The sequence below is a fragment of the Prochlorococcus sp. MIT 0701 genome, from assembly GCF_000760295.1.
Taxonomy (GTDB): domain Bacteria; phylum Cyanobacteriota; class Cyanobacteriia; order PCC-6307; family Cyanobiaceae; genus Prochlorococcus.
Genome location: NZ_JNBA01000013.1, coordinates 20,406 through 40,780 on the forward strand (window position 1 = coordinate 20,406; position 20,375 = coordinate 40,780).

General features: G+C 54.0%; 16 protein-coding genes, 1 tRNA gene and 2 pseudogenes. 10 read left to right on the forward strand and 9 right to left on the reverse strand.

The genetic code is table 11. The features are described from left to right. Positions 1-19 precede the first annotated feature (19 nt). Positions 20-1,024 (reverse strand): annotated as a pseudogene (hemW, locus tag EV12_RS03105) (radical SAM family heme chaperone HemW); the annotation flags it as partial. A gap of 97 nt (positions 1,025-1,121) precedes the next feature. Between hemW and EV12_RS03110 the strand changes: the two are divergent. The 6 genes from EV12_RS03110 (at position 1,122) to EV12_RS03135 (ending at position 5,940) form a co-directional block, all read left to right on the forward strand. Beyond that, on the forward strand, positions 1,122-2,243 hold the full coding sequence (locus EV12_RS03110) for a PIN/TRAM domain-containing protein (RefSeq protein ID WP_241466987.1): 1,122 nt from the start codon (positions 1,122-1,124) through the stop codon (positions 2,241-2,243). 30 nt (positions 2,244-2,273) lie between these two features. Beyond that, positions 2,274-2,945, forward strand: a complete 672-nt coding sequence (locus EV12_RS03115) for an ATP-dependent Clp protease proteolytic subunit (RefSeq protein ID WP_036911824.1) — start codon at positions 2,274-2,276, stop codon at positions 2,943-2,945. Positions 2,946-3,036: 91 nt separating this feature from the next. Next, a complete protein-coding gene (locus EV12_RS03120) occupies positions 3,037-3,639 on the forward strand; it encodes an ATP-dependent Clp protease proteolytic subunit (protein ID WP_011826624.1) in 603 nt (200 codons plus the stop codon). A gap of 104 nt (positions 3,640-3,743) precedes the next feature. Continuing rightward, positions 3,744-4,739 carry a ketol-acid reductoisomerase gene (ilvC, locus tag EV12_RS03125; protein ID WP_036911828.1) on the forward strand — a complete coding sequence of 332 codons (996 nt, stop codon included), beginning with the start codon at positions 3,744-3,746 and terminating at the stop codon, positions 4,737-4,739. 2 nt (positions 4,740-4,741) lie between these two features. After that, on the forward strand, positions 4,742-5,734 hold the full coding sequence (gene cbiB, locus EV12_RS03130) for an adenosylcobinamide-phosphate synthase CbiB (protein ID WP_152562316.1): 993 nt from the start codon (positions 4,742-4,744) through the stop codon (positions 5,732-5,734). Positions 5,735-5,742: 8 nt separating this feature from the next. After that, the gene (locus EV12_RS03135) at positions 5,743-5,940 is read left to right on the forward strand and encodes a hypothetical protein (protein WP_036911831.1); all 198 of its coding nucleotides are present in this window, start codon (positions 5,743-5,745) and stop codon (positions 5,938-5,940) included. 10 nt (positions 5,941-5,950) lie between these two features. Here the strand turns inward: EV12_RS03135 and EV12_RS03140 are convergent, their stop codons facing one another. Both EV12_RS03140 and EV12_RS03145 read right to left on the reverse strand, forming a co-directional pair. Next, positions 5,951-6,709, reverse strand: coding sequence for a sugar transferase (locus EV12_RS03140; RefSeq protein WP_036911834.1), 759 nt, complete (start codon positions 6,707-6,709; stop codon positions 5,951-5,953). A 30-nt stretch (positions 6,710-6,739) separates the two neighbouring features. Next, a pseudogene (locus tag EV12_RS03145) lies at positions 6,740-7,973 on the reverse strand (glycosyltransferase). A gap of 90 nt (positions 7,974-8,063) precedes the next feature. Here EV12_RS03145 and EV12_RS03150 point away from each other — a divergent pair. Both EV12_RS03150 and EV12_RS03155 read left to right on the forward strand, forming a co-directional pair. Next, positions 8,064-8,306 carry a hypothetical protein gene (locus EV12_RS03150; RefSeq protein WP_011826631.1) on the forward strand — a complete coding sequence of 81 codons (243 nt, stop codon included), beginning with the start codon at positions 8,064-8,066 and terminating at the stop codon, positions 8,304-8,306. Positions 8,307-8,384: 78 nt separating this feature from the next. Beyond that, entirely contained in the window at positions 8,385-12,059 is a 3,675-nt protein-coding gene (locus tag EV12_RS03155; protein WP_036911835.1) for a hydantoinase B/oxoprolinase family protein, read from the forward strand. Positions 12,060-12,168: 109 nt separating this feature from the next. Here EV12_RS03155 and EV12_RS12870 read toward each other — a convergent pair whose 3' ends face one another. The 5 genes from EV12_RS12870 to EV12_RS03180 all read right to left on the reverse strand — a co-directional run bounded on the left by EV12_RS12870 (position 12,169) and on the right by EV12_RS03180 (position 17,472). Then, on the reverse strand, positions 12,169-13,017 hold the full coding sequence (locus EV12_RS12870; protein WP_052043457.1) for a DUF4912 domain-containing protein: 849 nt from the start codon (positions 13,015-13,017) through the stop codon (positions 12,169-12,171). A gap of 330 nt (positions 13,018-13,347) precedes the next feature. Continuing rightward, positions 13,348-13,992, reverse strand: a complete 645-nt coding sequence (locus tag EV12_RS03165; RefSeq protein ID WP_036911836.1) for a TVP38/TMEM64 family protein — start codon at positions 13,990-13,992, stop codon at positions 13,348-13,350. A 56-nt stretch (positions 13,993-14,048) separates the two neighbouring features. Then, a tRNA-Ser gene (locus tag EV12_RS03170) sits at positions 14,049-14,133 on the reverse strand. A gap of 27 nt (positions 14,134-14,160) precedes the next feature. Then, positions 14,161-16,281 (reverse strand): ComEC/Rec2 family competence protein, encoded by a 2,121-nt coding sequence (locus EV12_RS03175; protein ID WP_241477265.1) that lies wholly within the window; start codon positions 16,279-16,281, stop codon positions 14,161-14,163. 162 nt (positions 16,282-16,443) lie between these two features. Then, on the reverse strand, positions 16,444-17,472 hold the full coding sequence (locus tag EV12_RS03180) for a Fe(3+) ABC transporter substrate-binding protein (protein ID WP_036911838.1): 1,029 nt from the start codon (positions 17,470-17,472) through the stop codon (positions 16,444-16,446). A 149-nt stretch (positions 17,473-17,621) separates the two neighbouring features. On the opposite strand from EV12_RS03180, the gene EV12_RS03185 reads away from it, so the two are divergent. Continuing rightward, positions 17,622-18,287, forward strand: a complete 666-nt coding sequence (locus EV12_RS03185; RefSeq protein WP_036911839.1) for a Fe2+-dependent dioxygenase — start codon at positions 17,622-17,624, stop codon at positions 18,285-18,287. 93 nt (positions 18,288-18,380) lie between these two features. After that, positions 18,381-18,629: a hypothetical protein gene (locus tag EV12_RS03190; protein WP_011826666.1), complete on the forward strand. Its 249-nt coding sequence runs from the start codon at positions 18,381-18,383 to the stop codon at positions 18,627-18,629. 348 nt (positions 18,630-18,977) lie between these two features. Here the strand turns inward: EV12_RS03190 and EV12_RS03195 are convergent. Continuing rightward, the coding region (locus tag EV12_RS03195) for an iron uptake porin (RefSeq protein ID WP_036911852.1) at positions 18,978-20,375 on the reverse strand (1,398 nt) is incomplete at its 5' end.

Sequence of the window (20,375 nt, forward strand, 5' to 3'; positions counted from 1 at the left end):
CCTCACGGCAACGCAAACCCACCAACAACTGTTCATCCAGAGGTAAGGGTCTTGCCTTAGCCGCAACTAGAGAGGAATCCAGTCCTTCTGCCTCCTGAACCTCAATCCAGCTGCAGTAACCATCCCTTGTGCGCGGACGAGCCAGCCTCTGGCCCCAGGGTGCACTGGTCGCACCCTGACCAAAGCCCCACCAGCCTGCCCCACTCCAATACACGCGGTTGTGGCGTGAGGCGTGCCCTGGCAAGGCGTAATTGGAGATTTCATAGCGGCCAAATCCCGCCTGACGAAGCAAGACACTGGTGGTCTGCATCTGCTCAGCTGCCAAATCATCATCGGGCAAATCCAACTCCCCCCGCCGCTGACGCCAAGCAAATACCGTGCCTGGTTCAACAGATAACTCGTAGATCGAAAGATGAGGTGAACCTGTATTAATGGCCTCAACAAGCTGTTGCTTCCATGCCACCAACTCCTGTCCAGGCAGGTTCTGGATGAGATCCAAACTCCAACTTTTCAGCTCTCCGCACTGATGAGCCTGATGCAACCATCCACAAGCCTCCTGTAAATGGTGGCGACGATGACGGCGCCCAAGCTTCTCGAGCACTGCATCATCAAAACTCTGCCCCCCCAAGCTCACCCTGTTGACACCAGCCGCTAGTACGGCCTCTAGATAAGCCTGATCGAAACTAGCTGGATCCATTTCCAGCGTGATCTCTGCACCAAGCTGAACGCCAAACCGTTGCCGTAGCTGATCCAACAGGGCACCAATCTGAGCTGAACTGAGCAGAGATGGTGTTCCGCCGCCGATGTACACCGTGGCCAGCGTTGGCCCAGGCTTAACAAGCGCGATCTCCCGTTGCAACAGCTGCAGATAAGACTGAATCGAGGCGCTGCCAGGGCCCTTAGCCCCATTGGCATGATCGCCAAGGGGCACGACAGCGAAATCGCAATAAAAGCAACGCCGATGGCAGAAAGGAATGTGCAGATAGGCACTGCGAGGTGGCAGCACAGCAAGACCGTCTTTCATCAATCAATCCGCAAAGGTGCGGACATCTGCCCGGGCCAAGCTCCAGAGGATGGTGCATGCTGCCTGCATCCGGAGCGAGCAGACACGATCTGACCCCATGGTGGACCTGCTCATCCTGGTGCTGTTTCTGATCTCTGGCGCGGCCACTGGCTGGCTAGGAGTCGAGCTGTTGCCAGAACGGCTTCTGGAACAAACGATCAACATCGATCGATTGAGGTTGGTCCTGAGTGGGTTGAGCGCCTGCTTTGGACTTTTGGCTGGATTCTTCTTCCAGCGACTGCGGCAAAGGCTGATGCAGCAGGTTCGCACCATGCCCACCGACCTCTTGGTCAGCCGAGCCGTAGGCCTCATTCTTGGCCTACTGGTTGCCAATTTGCTGCTGGCACCAATCCTTCTTTTGCCCCTCCCATGGGAGGTGGTGTTGGTGAAGCCTCTGGCCGCAGTACTGAGCAATGTGTTCTTTGGGGTCCTTGGATACAACCTGGCGGAGGTCCACGGCCGCACCCTGCTACGCCTGTTCAATCCCAACAGCACCGAGGCGTTACTTGTCGCCGATGGGGTTCTAACACCTGCCACTGCAAAGATTCTCGACACCAGCGTGATCATCGATGGCCGCATTCGTGGGCTACTGGCCTGCGGACTACTGGAAGGTCAGGCAATCGTGGCCCAAACCGTGATTGATGAACTGCAACAGCTGGCCGATTCAAGCAATGCCGAAAAACGAGCCAAAGGTCGACGCGGTTTGAAGTTGCTCACTGAATTACGCGAAAGCTATGGAAGGCGGCTGGTTTTAAACAGCACCCGATACGAGGGATCCGGCACTGACGACCGACTGCTCAAACTCACTGCCGATACAGGCGGAATCTTGATCACTGCCGATTACAACCTCGCCCAAGTCGCCAAGGTCAAAGACCTCAAAGCAATCAACCTCAGCGAAATCGTGATCGCCCTGCGACCTGAAGTACAACCCGGTGACGAGCTGAAGCTCAAGATCGTCAAACAGGGCAAGGAAGACAACCAGGGGGTGGGCTATCTAGAAGACGGCACGATGGTAGTGGTAGAGGGCGGCAGAGAGGCCATAGGACAGCGGCTACCCGTTGTGGTCACCGGAGCTCTGCAAACCCCTACCGGCAGGATGGTCTTCGGTCGGTTCGAGAAAAATCAGCCAACCCGCAAATCGAGTAAGACCAGCGAGCGCCCACCGGCTAACCCCCGCTAGTCTCCAAACTCCGCCAAAGATTTGCTGCAGATGACGGTGTCCGCTCCCTACTACGGCGAATCAACCGTGATGCGTACACCGCCTCCGGATCTGCCATCGCTACTTCTCAAGGAACGCATTGTCTACCTAGGACTGCCCCTGTTCTCCGACGACGATGCCAAGCGGCAACTGGGCATGGATGTGACCGAACTGATCATTGCCCAACTTCTCTATCTGGAGTTCGACAACCCAGAAAAGCCCATTTACTTCTATATCAACTCCACTGGTACCAGCTGGTATACGGGTGATGCCGTCGGCTTTGAAACCGAAGCTTTTGCGATCTGTGACACCCTGCGTTACGTCAAACCCCCTGTACACACCATCTGCATCGGCCAAGCAATGGGCACGGCAGCGGTGATTCTCTCGGCAGGCACCAAGGGCCACAGGGCTGCACTTCCCCACGCCTCAATCGTGCTGCACCAACCTCGCAGTGGTGCCCAAGGTCAAGCCACCGACATTCAGATCCGTGCCAAGGAAGTACTGCATAACAAGCAAGCCATGCTCAAAATTCTTGCCGGCAATACAGGCCGCAGCATTGAGCAGTTATCAAAGGATTCTGATCGGATGAGTTATCTCACCCCTGAGGACGCTGTCGAATACGGCATCATCGATCGGATTCTCAGCAGCCGCAAAGAGCTACCCAGTTCAGAGTCACTGAGCTGATCGATCCACTGCAACCCTGGACACAACCCTTCCAGTCTCTGTCTCAGATCATTCCTAATCCAGTTCTGATTTCCTCCTTTCTCTTTTCACCATGCCGATCGGTACCCCAAGCGTTCCCTACCGTCTTCCCGGCAGCCAGATGGAGCGCTGGGTCGACATCTATACCCGCCTGGGAGTGGAAAGGATCCTGTTCCTTGGCCAAGAAGTCAGTGATGGTGTTGCCAACAGCTTGGTAGCCCAGATGCTCTACCTCGATTCTGAAGACAGCACAAAACCGATCTATCTGTACATCAACTCCCCAGGTGGATCAGTCACTGCTGGCCTGGCGATCTACGACACGATGAAATACGTCAAAAGTGATGTCGTAACAATCTGCGTTGGCTTGGCAGCTTCGATGGGCGCCTTCCTTCTTACTGCAGGAACCAAAGGAAAAAGACTCGCCTTGCCCCACAGCCGAATCATGATCCACCAACCGCTGGGTGGCACCAACCAACGACAAGCCAGCGACATCGAAATCGAAGCCCGTGAGATTCTGCGCATCAAAGACATGCTCAACCACTCCATGGCAGAGCTGACAGGTCAGACCTTTGAGAAAATCGAAAAAGACACCGACCGCGACTACTTCTTAAGTGCAGCCGAGGCCAAAGACTATGGCCTCATCGATCGTGTCATTGCCCACCCGAACGAAGCCTGATGCGTTGATTGCACTGACAACCGAGAAGGACTATTGGGCCTTCAGCCAAAGCCATGGGGCCTTTGCGTAAGCTCTGACCTTGCCCTGAACGCAATCCAGCCAGGATGGCCCAGCTCTTCTACGACTCCGATGCCGATCTCGGCCTACTCAATGGCAAGACCGTCGCCATCATTGGCTATGGCTCCCAGGGCCATGCCCATGCCCTCAACCTCAAAGACAGCGGCGTAGATGTGGTAGTTGGCCTATATGAAGGCAGCCGCTCCGCCGATAAGGCCCGCACCGATGGACTGGAAGTGCTCAGCGTCGCTGATGCCGCCGCCAAAGCGGACTGGATCATGGTGCTACTGCCGGATGAATTCCAGAAAGACGTATATGCCAAGGAAATCGCCCCGCATCTCAATGCGGGGAAGGTGCTGAGCTTTGCTCACGGCTTCAACATCCGCTTTGAGCTAATTCAGCCACCGGCTGATGTCGACGTGGTGATGATCGCTCCCAAAGGCCCCGGTCATACCGTGCGCTGGGAATATCAGAATGGACAGGGCGTCCCAGCCCTATTCGCAATTGAACAAGATGCCTCCGGCCAAGCACGTGCACTCGCCATGGCCTACGCCAAGGGCATCGGCGGCACCCGAGCGGGCATTCTCGAGACCAACTTCAAGGAAGAAACCGAAACCGACTTGTTCGGCGAACAAGCCGTGCTCTGTGGGGGGCTCTCAGAGCTCGTCAAAGCAGGCTTTGAAACCCTTGTAGAAGCTGGCTACCAGCCTGAGCTTGCCTACTTCGAGTGCCTCCACGAGGTGAAGTTAATCGTGGATCTGATGGTGAAGGGCGGCCTCACTGCCATGCGTGATTCGATCTCCAACACGGCTGAATACGGCGACTACGTGAGTGGGCCAAGACTGATCAACGCTGATACCAAAGCTGAGATGAAGCGCATCCTCGCTGACATCCAAGACGGCACCTTCGCTAAAAACTTTGTCGCCGAATGCGAATCAGGCAAACCTGAGATGAAGAAGATACGCGATCGCGATGCCGCCCATCCAATTGAGCAGGTCGGAAAAGGTCTCCGCGCCATGTTCAGCTGGCTGAAAACAGCCTGACCCTGGCCATTCTGCTAGTCATCACTGCAGCAGGTCTCGACCTGCTGATCGGTGATCCGCGCTGGTGTCTACATCCTGTTGAGTTGATGGGAGCTGTGATCAAACAGCTGCGCCATGTTGCCGAAGCGATCGCCGGGAATCGCCCCGTGCTGCTGCGCATTGGTGGCGTTCTGATCACTGCTGTGCTGGTCAGCGGCAGCGGTGCATTTGGTTGGGCGATCGAACGCCTCGCCCTGCAGGAGGGCATCGCCCCACCCTGGCTCGGGATCCCCCTTCTGGTAATCGCTCTGGCCAGTGCCCTCGCCGCCGGCAGCCTCCGTCACAGCATCTTGAAGGTGTTGAAGGCGCTGCCCACAGACGCGGGAGGAGACCTGTCTATCGCCCGTCTGCAGCTGAGCTGGATCGTGGGACGCGATGTATCCCAGTTGAATAAGCAGGAGATTCTGCGGGCTACCTCTGAAAGCGCAGCCGAAAACGCCGTGGATGGCGTGTTTGCACCGCTGTTCTGGATGCTGATCGGTGTTGGCCTCTGGCATGTTTCCAATGCATGGCCAGGCCCTCTAGCTCTGGCCTGGAGCTTCAAGGCCTCCAGCACCCTTGATTCGATGCTGGGCTATCGGCAGGGAAAACTGCAATGGCTGGGCACTGCCGGAGCACGACTCGATGATCTACTCACCTGGCTCCCCTGCCGCCTGGTGATGCTCACCCTTCCTCTAATCAGCAAGCCTTGGCGCCAGCTGCCGGCTGTGGTGATGGCAGCGGAACAAGACGGAGGCTTGGATCACTCCCCCAACGCCGGACGGTCCGAAGCGATCTATGCCCACTGTGCCGGGGTGCGAATGGGCGGACGCAACCGATACGGCAACCGATGGGTGGACAAACCCTTGCTGGCAATCGATCAACCGCCGGCAGACCAAAATGCTCTGCAGCGCATCCTGGCACTCACCAGTTGGCTTGAACTGGTCTGGATCATGATTGCGCTGGTTCTGCTCTAACCAAGCCAATGCGAATGATCACCATCACAGCCACAGCTCTGCTGCTGCTGTTGGTGCAGATCCCTGCTCAGGCAAAAACCACCAGAACCTTCAGCGGTTCCAATCCCGCCGAAGTGGAGAAGAACGCTCGTAAGGCTGGTTACAGCTATCCGGAAAGCGAGATGAAGTGTTCAGCTCGTTGCAACCAGCGCTGGGCACGAGACTGAACCCTTCGCCTCAGTAGGCACCGCGATCCATAGGCAGCAACAGCACACCAAAGGTGCGCAGAATGATCGCTAAGTCCAACATGAATGAGCGCCCCCGGGCATAAGCAAGGTCAAGGCGAACCCGCTTGGCATAGCTGAGATTGTTGCGACCACTCACCTGCCACAGACCAGTCAGCCCAGGGCGTACAGAAGCAACTTCATGCATAAACTCCCCATAGCGTTCAAGTTCTTTATCAACGATTGGTCTAGGACCAACCAAACTCATTTCACCCCGCAGCACATTCAAAAACTGAGGCAGTTCATCAAGGCTGGAACGACGCAAAAATCGACCAATTGGTGTGATCCGAGGATCCTTACGAAGCTTAAAATCACGCTCAAATTCAGCCCTCATCGAAGCAGATTTAACAAGCAAATTTGCAAGGATGTCGTCGGCATCTGCTCTCATCGTGCGGAACTTGATACAGCCAAAGTGTCGATAATCACGACCTACTCGTCGCTGCACATAAAAAACAGGCCCAGGTGAGCTGAGTTTGACCAGCAACGCCAAAAGGAGAAAGACAGGAGAGCCGAGGCTGATCACAGCAAGGGAAAACACCACATCTCCAGATCGTTTAATCGATCTCCCCAAGCGACTCTGCTGCCCAATCAAGGCATTCGCAGGCAACGTTGAGGCTGGGGCTGCAAGCACCTCAAGATGACGACGAGAAGCCCCTCGGCCAAGGGCTCTACTACCCCCATGAAACACAAAGCGCCTGGAGGCCAATCTCATGATCTCTCCAAGCGGCTCGCCTACTCAAGATCAGGATCGAAACTCTAAAAGCTCCACAGGGTCACTCGCAGCAACGGCACAGGCCTGCTGATGTTGTTGCCAGGCCTGACGCAGTGCCGTCTCAAAACGCGACGCAAAAGCTTCCGGACGGAATTGTTCTGCGCAAAGGCGTACGACTTCAGGGGTCAATTGCTGCCAAAGCTGACGTTCCTCAAACCAGGCAACCGCCTGCGCGACTGATGCGACTGTCTGTTCAGGGAACAAGACCCCTGTTGGGTAAGGCCTTCCCGCCGCCGCACAACGCACGCTATCGAGCAAGCCACCCCTCCCTAAGCCAATCACTGGGGCACCTGCTGCCATGGCTTCCACTGGTGTAATTCCAAAGTCCTCCTAAGCGGCATAAACGAAGGCTCGGCAACTTGCCATCAAGGCCTCAACCTGCGCCTGGGCTTGACGACCTAGCAACTGCACTGTGGGCCCTGCCAACTCTTCTAGGAATGTCCGCTCCGGTCCATCGCCAACCACCAACAGAGGCAAGCGCAATCGATTGAAGGCCTCAATCACAAGATCCACTCGCTTGTAAGGAACAAGGCGACAAACACAGAGGTACACATCATTGCGAGGCTGATCCCAGCGGAAGCGATCCACCTTCACCCGTGGATGCACCACCTCCGCTTCACGCCCCCAGAAACAAGCAATCCGCCGCGCTGTAAAGCGGGAATTGGCCAAAAGATGATTCACGCGCGCACCACTGAGCTGATCCCACTGCCTGAGAACATGCAATTGCCAACGGATCAACGGCCCTAAACCGCTTTGTGCCAAGGCCGAGCGACGCAAAATAGGCATGCATCTGATCCCATGCATAACGAACGGGAGTGTGCACGTAACTCACATGGAGCTGCTCAGGAGAGGTGAGTACCCCCTTGGCCACAAGATGGCTGCTGCTGATCACCAAGGGGTAATCACCCACATCTAACTGCTCAATCGCAAGGGGCAATAAGGGCAGGTATTGCTGCACATGGCTCACTCCCCAGGGGAGATGTTGAATCGGACTGGTCTGAATGGCGCGACCTTCCAGCCAGCTTCCTGGCCTAAGGCTTTCTCCATCAACCAGAGCTGCCAAGTCTGGTTGACAGCCCAATCTGCTCAACAGAGCATCGATAGATTGCACTACCTGCTCAGCCCCCCCTACGGCACGGGGCGTGAACCATTCATGCACCAAAGCAATCCGTTTGGGCAAGTCTTCTGGGGCCTTGCCAGCCATAGCGGATTGATCCTCAGTTCATCACGAAGTCTCTCAGCCGATTGCAGCAAGAGTGCTGCGTTCCGAAGCTGGGGTAAGCCCACTTGAAGCATGCCGATCAATTCCCTCCTTGAAGATGCCCTCAATCAACCTGCGATTGGTGAAACTGGGCGCTTTCGCTGGCATGCCACTCCCGTGGGCATTGCAGCTTTATGTAGACAACAAAATGCCCCACTCACCCCCCCCTTTGAAGATGCACTAAAAGAAGCTCTTCAAGTCGGTTTGGACCTAAGTCGCGAAGAGAGAGAATTCCACCAAGTCAGCCAAGGCCTTGTGCTTCTGTTTCACTCCTGAACACAAGGCCTAGTAAGCAACTCCCGCAAGGCTCGATAATGGAGGCACGATTCTCCGCCAAGCCACTGGCTCAATTGCATGCCTTGGCAGTTCTGGATCGATCGCGGCGGAACCTTCACAGATCTTGTCGGAATCAATCCCGCTGGAGAATGCATTGTCCGCAAGGTGCTCTCGGAACAGCCAGGCCAGCCTGGTGATCCAGCCGTCCGAGCGATCCGGGAGGTGTTGGAGCTCAAAGCAGGACAACCAATTCCCATCGGCTTGATTGAAGAAGTGCGCCTCGGCACCACCGTGGCGACCAATGCCTTGCTTGAAAATGCAGGAGAAGCGGTTCTTCTCTTCTGCAATCGAGGTTTCAGAGATCTGCTCCGCATCGGCGATCAGCATCGGCCTGAATTATTTGCTCTACAGATCCGCCGCACGCCCTTCCTGGCCCGAGCCGTGATCGAGGTGCCAGGCCGCCTCGATGCCAAAGGGCAAGAAATCGAACCGATCAGCTTCGATGCAGCCCTAGAAGATGAAGTGCAGCGGCATGCCAAGGCAGGCTTGAAAAGCTGTGCCATTGCTCTCCTACATGCCTACCGCAACCCCGAACACGAACTGCACTTGCAGGACTGGTTAAATCAGCTGGGATTTAACTCCGTGGTTTGCTCCCATCAAGTTTGCCCCCTGCCACGCCTGGTACCCAGAGGACAAACCACACTTGTGGAAGGGACTGTTTCACCAGTACTTTTCAAATATCTGAACCAAGTCCGCAAGGAGCTCGGACCGTCAACACGTCTACGCATCATGGGCTCAAGCGGTTCATTGCTGACACCTAAATGGTTACTCGCTAAAGACACCATTCTCTCCGGACCGGCAGGTGGGATGGTTGGTGCTGTCGCCGCAGCACGAGCATCAGGCCTCGCCCAACAACCTCTACTGGGCTTCGACATGGGCGGAACCTCCACCGATGTGTTTCATGTCCCTGCCGGGCAACAGGAGGAAGACTGGCAGCGCAGCCCTGAAACAGAGGTGGCCGGCCAGCGCTTAATGGCGCAGAGGTTACCAATCCACACCGTGGCAGCAGGTGGTGGATCAATCATCAGCAGTGATGGCGAACGGCTACAGGTTGGGCCTCGCTCAGCTGGTGCTGACCCCGGACCAGCCTGCTACCGCCGTGGCGGTCCACTGACGATCACGGACGCCAATCTCTTGCTGGGTCGCCTACAGGTGAACGAATTTCCAGCACTTTTCGGCCCATCGGCTAACCAGCCCCCAGACCTAACCGTTGTCCAAAAGCGCTTTAGACAACTAGCGGAGACGATCGGCAGCACACCAGAAGACAGCGCAGAAGGTGCCTTAGCAATCGCTATCGAACGCATGGCTGATGCAATCCGACAGGTCTCGTTACTACGCGGTCATGACATCCGTGGAGGCGTGCTTGTGGCCTTCGGAGGGGCCAGTGGGCAACATGCCTGCCGACTAGCAGCTCAGCTAGGACTGAAGCGAGTGCTGCTTCACCCCTTAGCGGGCGTGCTCTCAGCCCATGGGATGGGCCATGCCCGTCAACGTCAATTACGCGAAAGGTCTGTGCGTGAACCTCTTAACGAAGACTTATTGGACAAACTTCAGCAGCTCATCAAGCTGGAACAGACGCAAGCAGAACAACTACTACAAGAATCAGGAGACCTTGCAAGTGCTGTTGACGCAGCTCCCCCAAAGCGTTGGGCCCGCATAGAACTGCGCTACGCATCCAGCGAACAAGGCTTGACGCTGTCGCTGAAGCCAACCACTTGCATCACGGATATACAAAAGGCATTCGAGGTCGCCCACCAACAGCGCTTTAGCTATATCCCTCCTCACAATCAGCCTTTAGTGGTGGAAAGACTCGAAGTCGCAGTAGTGGCCACCGCATCCCCAAGCGATCAAGGCCGATCAAGTCGAGGTGACGTCCAACTACATACGACTCCACCACGGGGCGAGCATCAACATGCTGAGGTGCATTGGCCAAATCTTGGCTGGCAGCAGGTGCCCCTCCATCATCGCGATCGTCTGACAGCAGGGTCTGTACTAGAAGGGCCAGCGCTGATCTTAGAAGCCACAGGTTGCATCGTGCTAGAGCCCGGTTGGCAAGCAAGCGTCGATCAACAAGGAGCTCTTGTACTCGATGCCATCCCTGCAGATTCAGTGATTACCAGACACCCTGTAGCACTCGTCAAGCAAACGCCAGATCCAGTGTTGCTGGAGTTATTCCATCATCGCTTCATGGCCATCGCCGAACAAATGGGAGAACGACTACGTCAAACCAGTCGTTCAGTGAACATCCGCGAACGACTGGATTTCTCTTGCGCCTTATTCGATCATCAGGGTGCACTCGTCGCCAATGCCCCTCACATTCCGGTTCACCTTGGCTCGATGGGTGAATCAGTCGCCGATCTTCTGGCACAGATTACCGCTGGCGAACGCGAGCCACTGCGCCCAGGCGAGACAGTACTCAGCAACGATCCCTTCCATGGCGGCACCCATCTACCAGACATCACAGCGATCACACCTGTGTTCACCACAAGCGACAAGCCAAGCTATTTCGTCGCCTGTCGTGGGCATCATGCCGATGTGGGTGGACTCACGCCCGGTTCGATGCCGCCCTTTAGTCGCAGCATCAAAGACGAAGGACTTCTCCTCCGTAACGTGTCTTTTGTGATCGATGGTCACCACGACCGAAAGAGCTGGGAGCAAAGGCTTCACAGCGGCAACATGCCGCCACGAAACCCAGCCGAATTGCTCGCCGATCTACAAGCGCAAGTCGCCGCCAACCAGTTAGGAGTTCAAGAACTGACGGCTCTTGTAGCCAGCACAGGTGATCGACAAATCAACAGATACATGACCTATGTACAGGCCAATGCGGCCGAAGCGGTGCGCAATGTGATCCCAACATTGAACAATCGCGCCTTCTCAGTAGAGCTCGACAATGGCGCAAAGCTTTGCCTACAGATCTCAATTGATAAGCATCAGCGCACAGCGAAGCTTGATTTCACTGGCACCTCAGCCCAGGGCTCTGACAATTTCCAGGCCCCGCTAGCCGTAACAAAAGCAGCGGTGCTTTATGTCTTCCGCTGTTTAGTGAAAGAAACGATCCCACTCAACGCCGGTTGCTTTGAACCGCTTGAACTGATCGTTCCCGATGGCTGCTTGCTCAACCCGCAGCCACCTGCAGCAGTCGTAGCAGGAAATGTGGAGACCTCCCAAGCGCTCTGCAATCTATTGTTCGCTGCCCTAGGGGTTATGGCAGCAAGCCAGGGCACGATGAATAATCTCACCTTCGGCGACAGCGAACATCAGTATTACGAAACGATTGGCGGCGGCAGTGGTGCTGGCAAAGGGTTTGATGGTGCTGATGGCATACAGACGCACATGACCAATTCCCGCCTCACGGATCCAGAGATCCTTGAGCAGCGCTATCCGGTACGGCTGGAGCTCTTTGCGTTACGACATGGCAGTGGCGGCCTTGGGCGATGGCGTGGTGGTGATGGGCTGCTGCGACAATTTCGCTTCCTAGCGCCAATGACAGCGTCGATTCTCTCTGGATCCAGACGGATTGCACCGTTCGGGCTATCAGGCGGCCTGCCGGGGGCGTTAGGAGCAAACCAACTTGAACACGTCAATGGAAGAAGAGAGCCGCTGAAAGGATGCGCAACGATCAATATCGAAGCTGGAGAGGCGTTGCTGATCTGCACCCCAGGGGCAGGAGGCTACGGCACACAGCTTGACTAAGCCTTATTAGCGATTCATCAACTCATACACCTATTGCTGATCTGTATGAACCAACGATTGAACCAATACAGATCTGAAGTAAACAATTAGCGAAGCGATCACCAACCGGTCAGAACCAATCAGAATCAGGTGCATGGTCGGAATCGTTCTGCTGAGATTCACGGCGGCGGCGTAAAAACTGTCCAGGACCACTGTCCAACAATCCAGAGCCAGAATCATTACTCAGCCGCCTGGTGCGATCGGAACGACCATCTCCCTGAAGAGTCTCCGAGCCAATGCCAAAGCTGGGGTTGGGATGATTTGAAATTGCACGCTGATACATCTGCTCGTGCATTCCGTCATCACCAAAATCAGCAACTTCAGCAACAGACGAAGTCGGAGAAAAAGGTTGGGAGGCGAAGTCTTGCTCCTGGCGGAAAGAGCTATATGAGGGATCAGAACTCTGCTCAGAAGGATCGCTCTGCGGCACATATACCGGTTCTGAGAAAGCTAGTGACAGCCAACCTCCCTTAGGAAGCTGATAGCCCAGCTCAAGGAGATAGTCACGGCCGCCCATCGGCACAGGAAGAAACCACTCATTAGCCTCGCTATCCACAAGAATTTCTTTGATTGCATGCCTACTGATCAAGGCATCGGCGTGGCTGTACAGATCGACCAGCCGCAGACATAGGGCTTTTGCCTTTGATTTTTTTGCCCGTTGCTGATCGGCTTTGCTGATGCTCCAGCTGCAGCGTGCCCAGTTTGAGTCCTTGGGCTGCAGTGAAACATAACTAAAATCCTGGACCCTATCCTCGGTCCTGCTGGGCTGCTTAGCAGAAGCCTGTGGCGTGGCCTTGGACGCCCCCTTTGGTTTAGTAACAAAGGCTTGAAAGCGTTGCTGGATTCCCTGAACCAGGCTAGAGACCCCTTTTTTAGTGGACTTTTCTTGGCCTGTCACAGGAAGGTCAGCAGAAATCAATTAATTTCATTTAGGCCATTTTTGGCTTGATAAAAGCTTTTGCCAGAATCTCCTGACATACGCAGAACAAACCTCGGCTGGAAGGAAAGCTAAGAGCCCAGCAGCAATCAAAACCTTTTGGTAGTGCTGATCTCTAGCAAACACCGCTGAACGGCCAAAAATCTGAAAGAGCCTCCTCGCATTTAGGGAGACGAGAGAACAAAGGGGAATCTATGGTGACAATTGGCTCAAAGTGATTCAAAAATCCATGCGCACTTAACCATCTCTGCTAAGCCTCTTTTACTAAAGACTGATTTCAAAAAAATAGTGGTAACAAGACATTTTTGAATCCTATTGATTAGGACTAGAGACCTTCTTCTTAGTAAGACCAGCGACACTAGCAAGTACAAACATCCCAAGTAGAGCAGCTCCAAGCATCAAACCAGCCCCCTGACTTACTCCAGCACCGACAGCAACAATGATGGAATCACTAATCAATAGACTTACAATTAAGGCTGGAGTAAAAAGACGCCAACGTGTTCCGCCTATTCCAATGGCGTAGCTAAGGAAATCGAAAAGTCCGGTCATAAGGAGTCCGGTCATAAGGAAAAAGTTTCCTTCCAGTTGATTTTGATTGAAGCCTTCGATTCTCTTCATTGCTTTAACTCCAACCAAGCGGCGAACAGGCTCTCTTCCATAGTTTCTAGCTATAAAAAATGCTGCTTGGCAAAAGATAAGATCAGCTAAAACAATTGTTATGTATCCTGTTTTAAACCCCAATAGAGAACCTGCTAAAAGTGAATATGCAGAACTAGGCAAAGCAGGCAAAATGATACTAATCCCTCGAAGTAGCATTATCCCCAAAGGGGCCCAAATGCCCATACTTTCCACCGCATTACGAAGCGGCTCAATGCCATATGTCTGTATGAGGTAAACCAGAACAACAAATGCTCCTAGCCAAAATGCAATCAGGAAAAACTTACGCAATTTATTCATTTTGAAATACCTCGAGCAATTTTCATATTTTGCACCAGGGAAGAAGAATCAAGCAACGGAGAGGGTGGGATTCGAACCCACGGACGGTTTCCCGTCAAACGATTTCGAGTCGTTCGCTTTCGACCACTCAGCCACCTCTCCAGACGCCCGTAAAGACGCAAGTCAACTTTAAAACGCTGAGGCCACCATGCTGAAGGAGCCGCTGGCTCTACCACTGACCCAAAGCCGCCCTGCAGTGTGTTGTACCAACCATCGCCGCTCAAGAGAGGTTGGTACAAAGCCAAGCCATACCCCTGTCAAACCCTCTGATTTGACTAAAGGTTGACGCTCCACGCCATCCAAACCCTGACGATCGCGCCAACTCCAATAGGCCTGACGCGTTGGCAGCAGATGCCAACGCAAACGACCAGCTCTCAACTGCAAACTCTGCTCTGCTGCAGCGATTGGTCTCACCTCCAGGCCAGGACTGACTAACCGCTGTCCAACCTGCAAAGGCATCACGCCCTGATGCTCAGCCAGCACGGTATGGGCCAGATTTCGCCAACAGGACGCCGCCTCACTGGCAACCGGATCCAAGACCATCGCCCAATCAAGACGGGCATGGCCAAACGCTTCACTCAACCGACGAGCCTGCCAACAGCTACGACCATCTCCATGAGTACTAACCAAAACCGCCCGCCCACGATGCCTAGCTAGTAACCATTGCCGACTGCGCTGATGCACCACCACGAATCCATCGCCCATCTGTACAACAGCCTGCGATAACGAACAAACCAACAACGCAACCACTCCCCAGTGACGCCAGTAACGCAATCCCGTTACCAACCAAGGCAGCAATCCCAACACCAACAAAAGCACCAACCAAGGCTGGGGATGACCGGTGAACAACTGCGCCATTGGCCAAGTGCAGATCCAACGCACCAGAGCAATCAATAACCCAGCCAAATGCTGGATCGGCCAACTGATCCAGTTCAGCAATGGAGTCAGCAAACCAGCAGGCAAGAGCAAACACAACCAGGCCAACGCCATCGCTGAGAGGGTGAGTAGCACCAACAAAGGAGCAACCAGCAGATTCGCCAATAGGGCATAGACAGGAGTGGATCCAAAATGGACAATCTGTAGTGGCATCGTCCAGACGATTGCGACCAAAGGAATAGCCAGCGCCGGTGCCAACCCTCGAAGCCATGTAGGTAGACGCTTGGATAGAGCCTGCTCTAGGGGCCCTGCTGTGACGACCAATCCGGCCGTAGCTGCCGCACTCAATTGAAAACCAATCGAACGCGCCCAGGCGGGATTCACCAACAGCATCAGCACCAACGTCGCTAGCAACACCCCTAGAGGACGACTGCGGCCTCCGCCCTCGTTGATCAACAACACCGTGCTACCCATCAACACAGCTCTCACAACCGACGGTTGTGGTCCGGCCAGCATCAAAAAGCTGATCAATGCCGTTGCAGCAAACGTCAAACGAAAGGGCCTTGGCAGCAACCGAGCAATCCCCAGCGACGCTCCCAACAGCACAGAAAGATGAAAGCCCGAAGCCGCCAAGGCATGGGAAAGGCCAGCAACGCGGAACGCCTTAACCAAATCAAGCGGCAGATCAACTTGGGCACGACCCAGAACCAAAGCCGCCAGCAATCCGCCCGAACGTGGACCGGCCAGTTGCTGTAAGCGCATGGCGACCTGACGACGAGCATCGGCGATGGGCGTCCAGGGACGTTCCAACACCTCCACCTGATCACCCCAAAATTGGCTCCAACTTCCCTGCTGCTGAAGCCGCTCCGCTGGCCCAGGCAGTAGCGAATGAGGCCCTAGAGCCGGAGCGCGCAACAGACCATGCACACGGATTCGCCAACCCTGCTGCAAAAGCCGAGGGCAAGGTCGTAGCTGAACTTCACTACGGCCATGCCTCGGCAGGCCATTGATCCGGTTCACCGCCAACAATGCACGGCAACTATCAACCACAAACCTGCTATCACGAAGCAATCGACTATCACTCAGCAGCCGGCCTTCGATGCTGCTGCGAAGCGGTAGGCGCGATGAATGATCAAAAGAATCGCCACTCGCCAACAAACGCACAGGGTCCAAAGGTCCCGGCCTCGGCTGCCCCCACCAGCAAGCCCATGCCAACAACAATGGCAACATCAACGCCAATGCTGTAGACCTGCTTTGGGTAATGCCGAGACGAATCAAGCAGAAACGAGCCGTAATCAGCAACACCAGAGCAACGACAACCATTGCCTGAGAAGGAAAGGGCTGGGCACCAAGCACTAGTGCTGTCAGGGCCAAACCTGCAACAAGCAAAGGCGAAGAAAACCCTCGCAAATAAACTCAAACGACTATCTCGAGAATTCCCCTCTCTGCGCTTCGCAGTCTGCAGAGTTCGAGGAAGACCCTTTCAAAGGATCTCCCTAAGAAGGGCTCTAGCCCTGAACCCAAAAGCCTAAAACCCTATTTCCAACCGGATTGAGCCATCAACTGAATCGCCTTGGCATTATTGGCTCCGAGCTGGTTAATCGTGACCCGATCGGGGCGGAAAGTGCCGAACTTTTTGAGTTCTAACGACGTTCCATAGCCATTCAACGGATGTTCATAGGTGGGGCCAGCCATGCCTTGACTGCCATCGGGGGAAGCAAGAAATTCGAGCAGCTGAATCGCCTCCTTCTTATTCTTTGCATACCTAGCCAACCCACCAGCACTGACATTGACGTGGGCGGGATCAGGTGTGATAACCGTGAGCGAATTAGCAAGAGCCTTGTCTTTCGATCCGCTCACACCAGCACGCATCCGCGCAACATAGTAGTGATTAACGATGCCAACGCCACAGATGCCTTGTGAGACAGCACGAGCCAGGGAGACATCTCCTCCAAAGTAAGGCTGGGAAACGTTAGAGACCATTCCCTGCAACCAACTCTTGGTTGCCGCCTCACCGCGCAACACAAGCTGATCAGCGACTAAAGATTGGTTGTAGACGTTGTTGCGCTTGCGTAGACACACCTTCCCTTTAAGTGAGGGGCTAGCCAGATCGGCATAAGTGCGAATACTGCCAACGTTCACCTTCGATGGATTGGCAACAATCACCCGCACGCGACGGGTCAGGCCATACCAACGGCCTTGCGGATCGCGATAGGCACTAGGGACTTCGCTATCCAATTGTGCTGAGCGCGAAGGTTGCAAAAGACCCTCTTTTGCTGCATTACTAATCCGTGCCGCATCAACAAGGATGATCACATCTGCCTGAGAGTTTGCCCCCTCTCGTTTAAGACGCTCTACCAATGAAATACCAGAAGATTCGATCAGCCGAACCTTGATCCCTGTTTGCTCAGAAAATTTCTTATAAATTTGACGATCAGTGTTGTAGTGCCGACCTGAATAAACACGTACTTCTCGAGCATTCGCAACACCGTTTTGGCTGAATCCAGTGCCAAGGGCGAGAACGACCGCCAAGCCTGAATACGTAAGACGCGCCTTCAAACCCATTGCCAACAAACCATTAACGTTGCAAGCCTCACCCTATTGAGAGCACTCAAAACCTCCTTGCGCATTCCATACCAGCCGCTGTAACAAATGATGCGCTCACGACCCAAGAGGCTCAACGCTCTGATGATGGGATTTCCTCAGCAATCTCTATGGAGCCCCTGACCCATCCATTGCTTGATGAGGCAACTGTGAGCCAATTGCGTGCAACTCTCTTGGCCGACGAAACCTCATGGCAGGACGGACGTAAAACAGCGGGATATCAAGCCGCCGCAGTCAAGAACAACCTCCAACTGGATCGCAACTCAAAAACCGCCAAAGAAAACAGCCAACTGGTGATTAAGCAGCTTGAATCGGATCCGCTTGTGAAGAGCTTTGCCTTGCCAAGGCACATCCACGGGGTGATGTTCAGTCGATCCGGTATGGGCCAGGGCTATGGAATGCATGTCGACAATGCTTACATGAGCTCGGGACGAAGCGACCTCTCCTTCACGCTGTTTCTCAACGAGCCAGAAAGTTACGACGGAGGAGCTCTGTGCATTCAAACCTTGCAAGACAGCAAGCAAGTGAAGCTGCCAGCTGGCCAGGTGATCATTTATCCCAGCACAAGCCTGCATGCAGTGGAAACAGTCACTGCTGGTGAGCGGCTGGTTTGTGTTGGCTGGATCCAGAGCTATATCAGCAGCAATGAAGACCGCACCATTCTGTTTGGCCTCAATGCTGGTGCCCGCGCCCTTCTTGCCGAGCATGGCCGTTCACCAGAACTGGACTTGATTTTTCAGGCCTACACCAACCTGCTCAGGCGCCTCGGCGACTGAAGCCAGAGTCATTTGATACCAAGCCAGGTATCGAATCGCCAAACAATGGCGGCGTGGAGGCGTCAAAATGAATCTCAAAATGAGCCGATCAGCATGAGCAAAAAGTCTCCCGTAGCAATATTTCTTGCAGCTTCTGCTCTGCTGGCGGCAAACGCACTACAGCCAAATCTGAGTCACGCTGGTGAAGGAGGTGAAGGTGATATGGGAGGACTGAAAGAGTGGACCACTGATCAAGACATCGATGCTGAAAGCAAACCTGATGAAGATGCGAAGAAAGCTGCCAAAAAGGCAAAGAAATCTAATATTTGCGTCCCGATCGGCGAAGGAGAAAACTGCTGGTGAACCTATTCTGAAATAGTTTTCACGAACACCGCTCTAAACGAAGACAAACAAGCTCAATCCCAGGCTTCTTCTAATCAGGAAGAAGCCTTTTTTATTAAGGCTAATAAAACTAATCTGCTCAGAAAAGAGACAATAATACTAACCCTAAAGAAAGAAGGGGCCCATAGTTTCCTATCACTCTGATCGTGGATCTATTGATAAAAGAACAAGAGCTTGTTTGCGTGATGAAGTGTTCTGCTTTGCTCTCTTCAGCATTGAATGACTGCAAAAGACAAAAAAAGACGCCCGCTTGAGGGGCGCCTTGATGTTCTGACGAACCAGGGAAGAAAATCCCCTCCCTAGCTCAGATCAGAACTTAAATGTTGTTTGAACGAGGCCACCGAAGGTACCGAAAGTATCAGCACCGGCGCCACCATGCTCTACATCTGAACCTGTTTCCTGTCCGAACGGACGGCTCAGGTAGAAAACAGCTGGTGTCACAGAAATGTTGTCTGTGACCTGGAACTTGTACCACAGCTCAAACGCCATGTTGCCGTCATCAGGGGTGTCACCGCCCTTCATCTGAGTCACCCACTGAAGCTCAGAGACCGCAGCGCCAAGGGTATTGCCCTGAAGGAAGGCATCCTTCCACATCATGCCTGCGAACCAAGCCATGCTTTGGCTACGTGTGCTATCAGACAGATCTACGCCATCAGGCCCATCATCTGGCAGGTTGTAAGAAGTGAAGTCGTAACCAACACTGAAGGAAGGGATAAAACCTGGCTCATCAGGCTGCCAAAAAGCTCTAAACGCAACTCCATTGGAATCAGCGCCACAAGAACTTGTACCTATGCACTTGCTATAGACACTGGCACCACCATCTGTTGTACCAAAGCCTTGAGTCATGCCTTGTTGGGTGTAGGCATAAGCAGCAGAAACTTGCCACTGAGGGTTGCCGTAATCGACCTTGGCAAGGAACTTACCTTTGGAGTTTCCGTTACCAACACCACCTTCTGAAGGATCACCTTTGTAGCCATATTTGGCCACATAGTTGGCACTAATACCAAACCTGGCATCCATCGGATCGTCGACTTGCGACTTCCAAGCCAAACCTAAGCCTTGCCCTGTGCTGGCTCCATAAACTCCGTAGTTACCACCCAACTTGAATGCTTTCAAGATTGGCTGATAAAGCGATGGAGCACTACCAAGCATGTAGTAGTTTTCAATCTTGGCACCAACCCAAGCAGTGAAGCTGTCACCAATGGGGAAGGTGTACCAGAGCTTGTCAACTTTAACGACATCTTGATTGTTATTGGCAACATTCAAGTAGGCGGGCTTCACGTAACCCTTGCCACCAAATGCGCTATCTGCAAAGTTGCCTGTCTTCAGGCGAGTATAGAGAAGATCCTTACCCGTAAAACTGGTGTTCAGATCTAACTGCAGAGTGTAGTTAAACGAAACTGCGTCAGTGCCAAGGTAATCACCATCATCATCTGTAAGGTCATCGGTCTCGTCACCGGTATAGCTGGTTCCGCCAAGCACCATATGGGCCTTACCGTTCAGCTTGGTGGTGGTGGAGAACTGAGTGGCTTCTAGTTCACCAACGCGGGCCTCAAGGCCATCAACACGGCCCTTGAGGATTGCGAGCTCCTGCTCGAATTCCTGCAGCAAGCGACGCAGTTCGTCGGTAACTTCAGTGATGCGATCGAGGCAGGCATTCAATAGAGCAGCCGCTTCAAAGCGGGTCATTGCTCTGTTGCCGAGGTA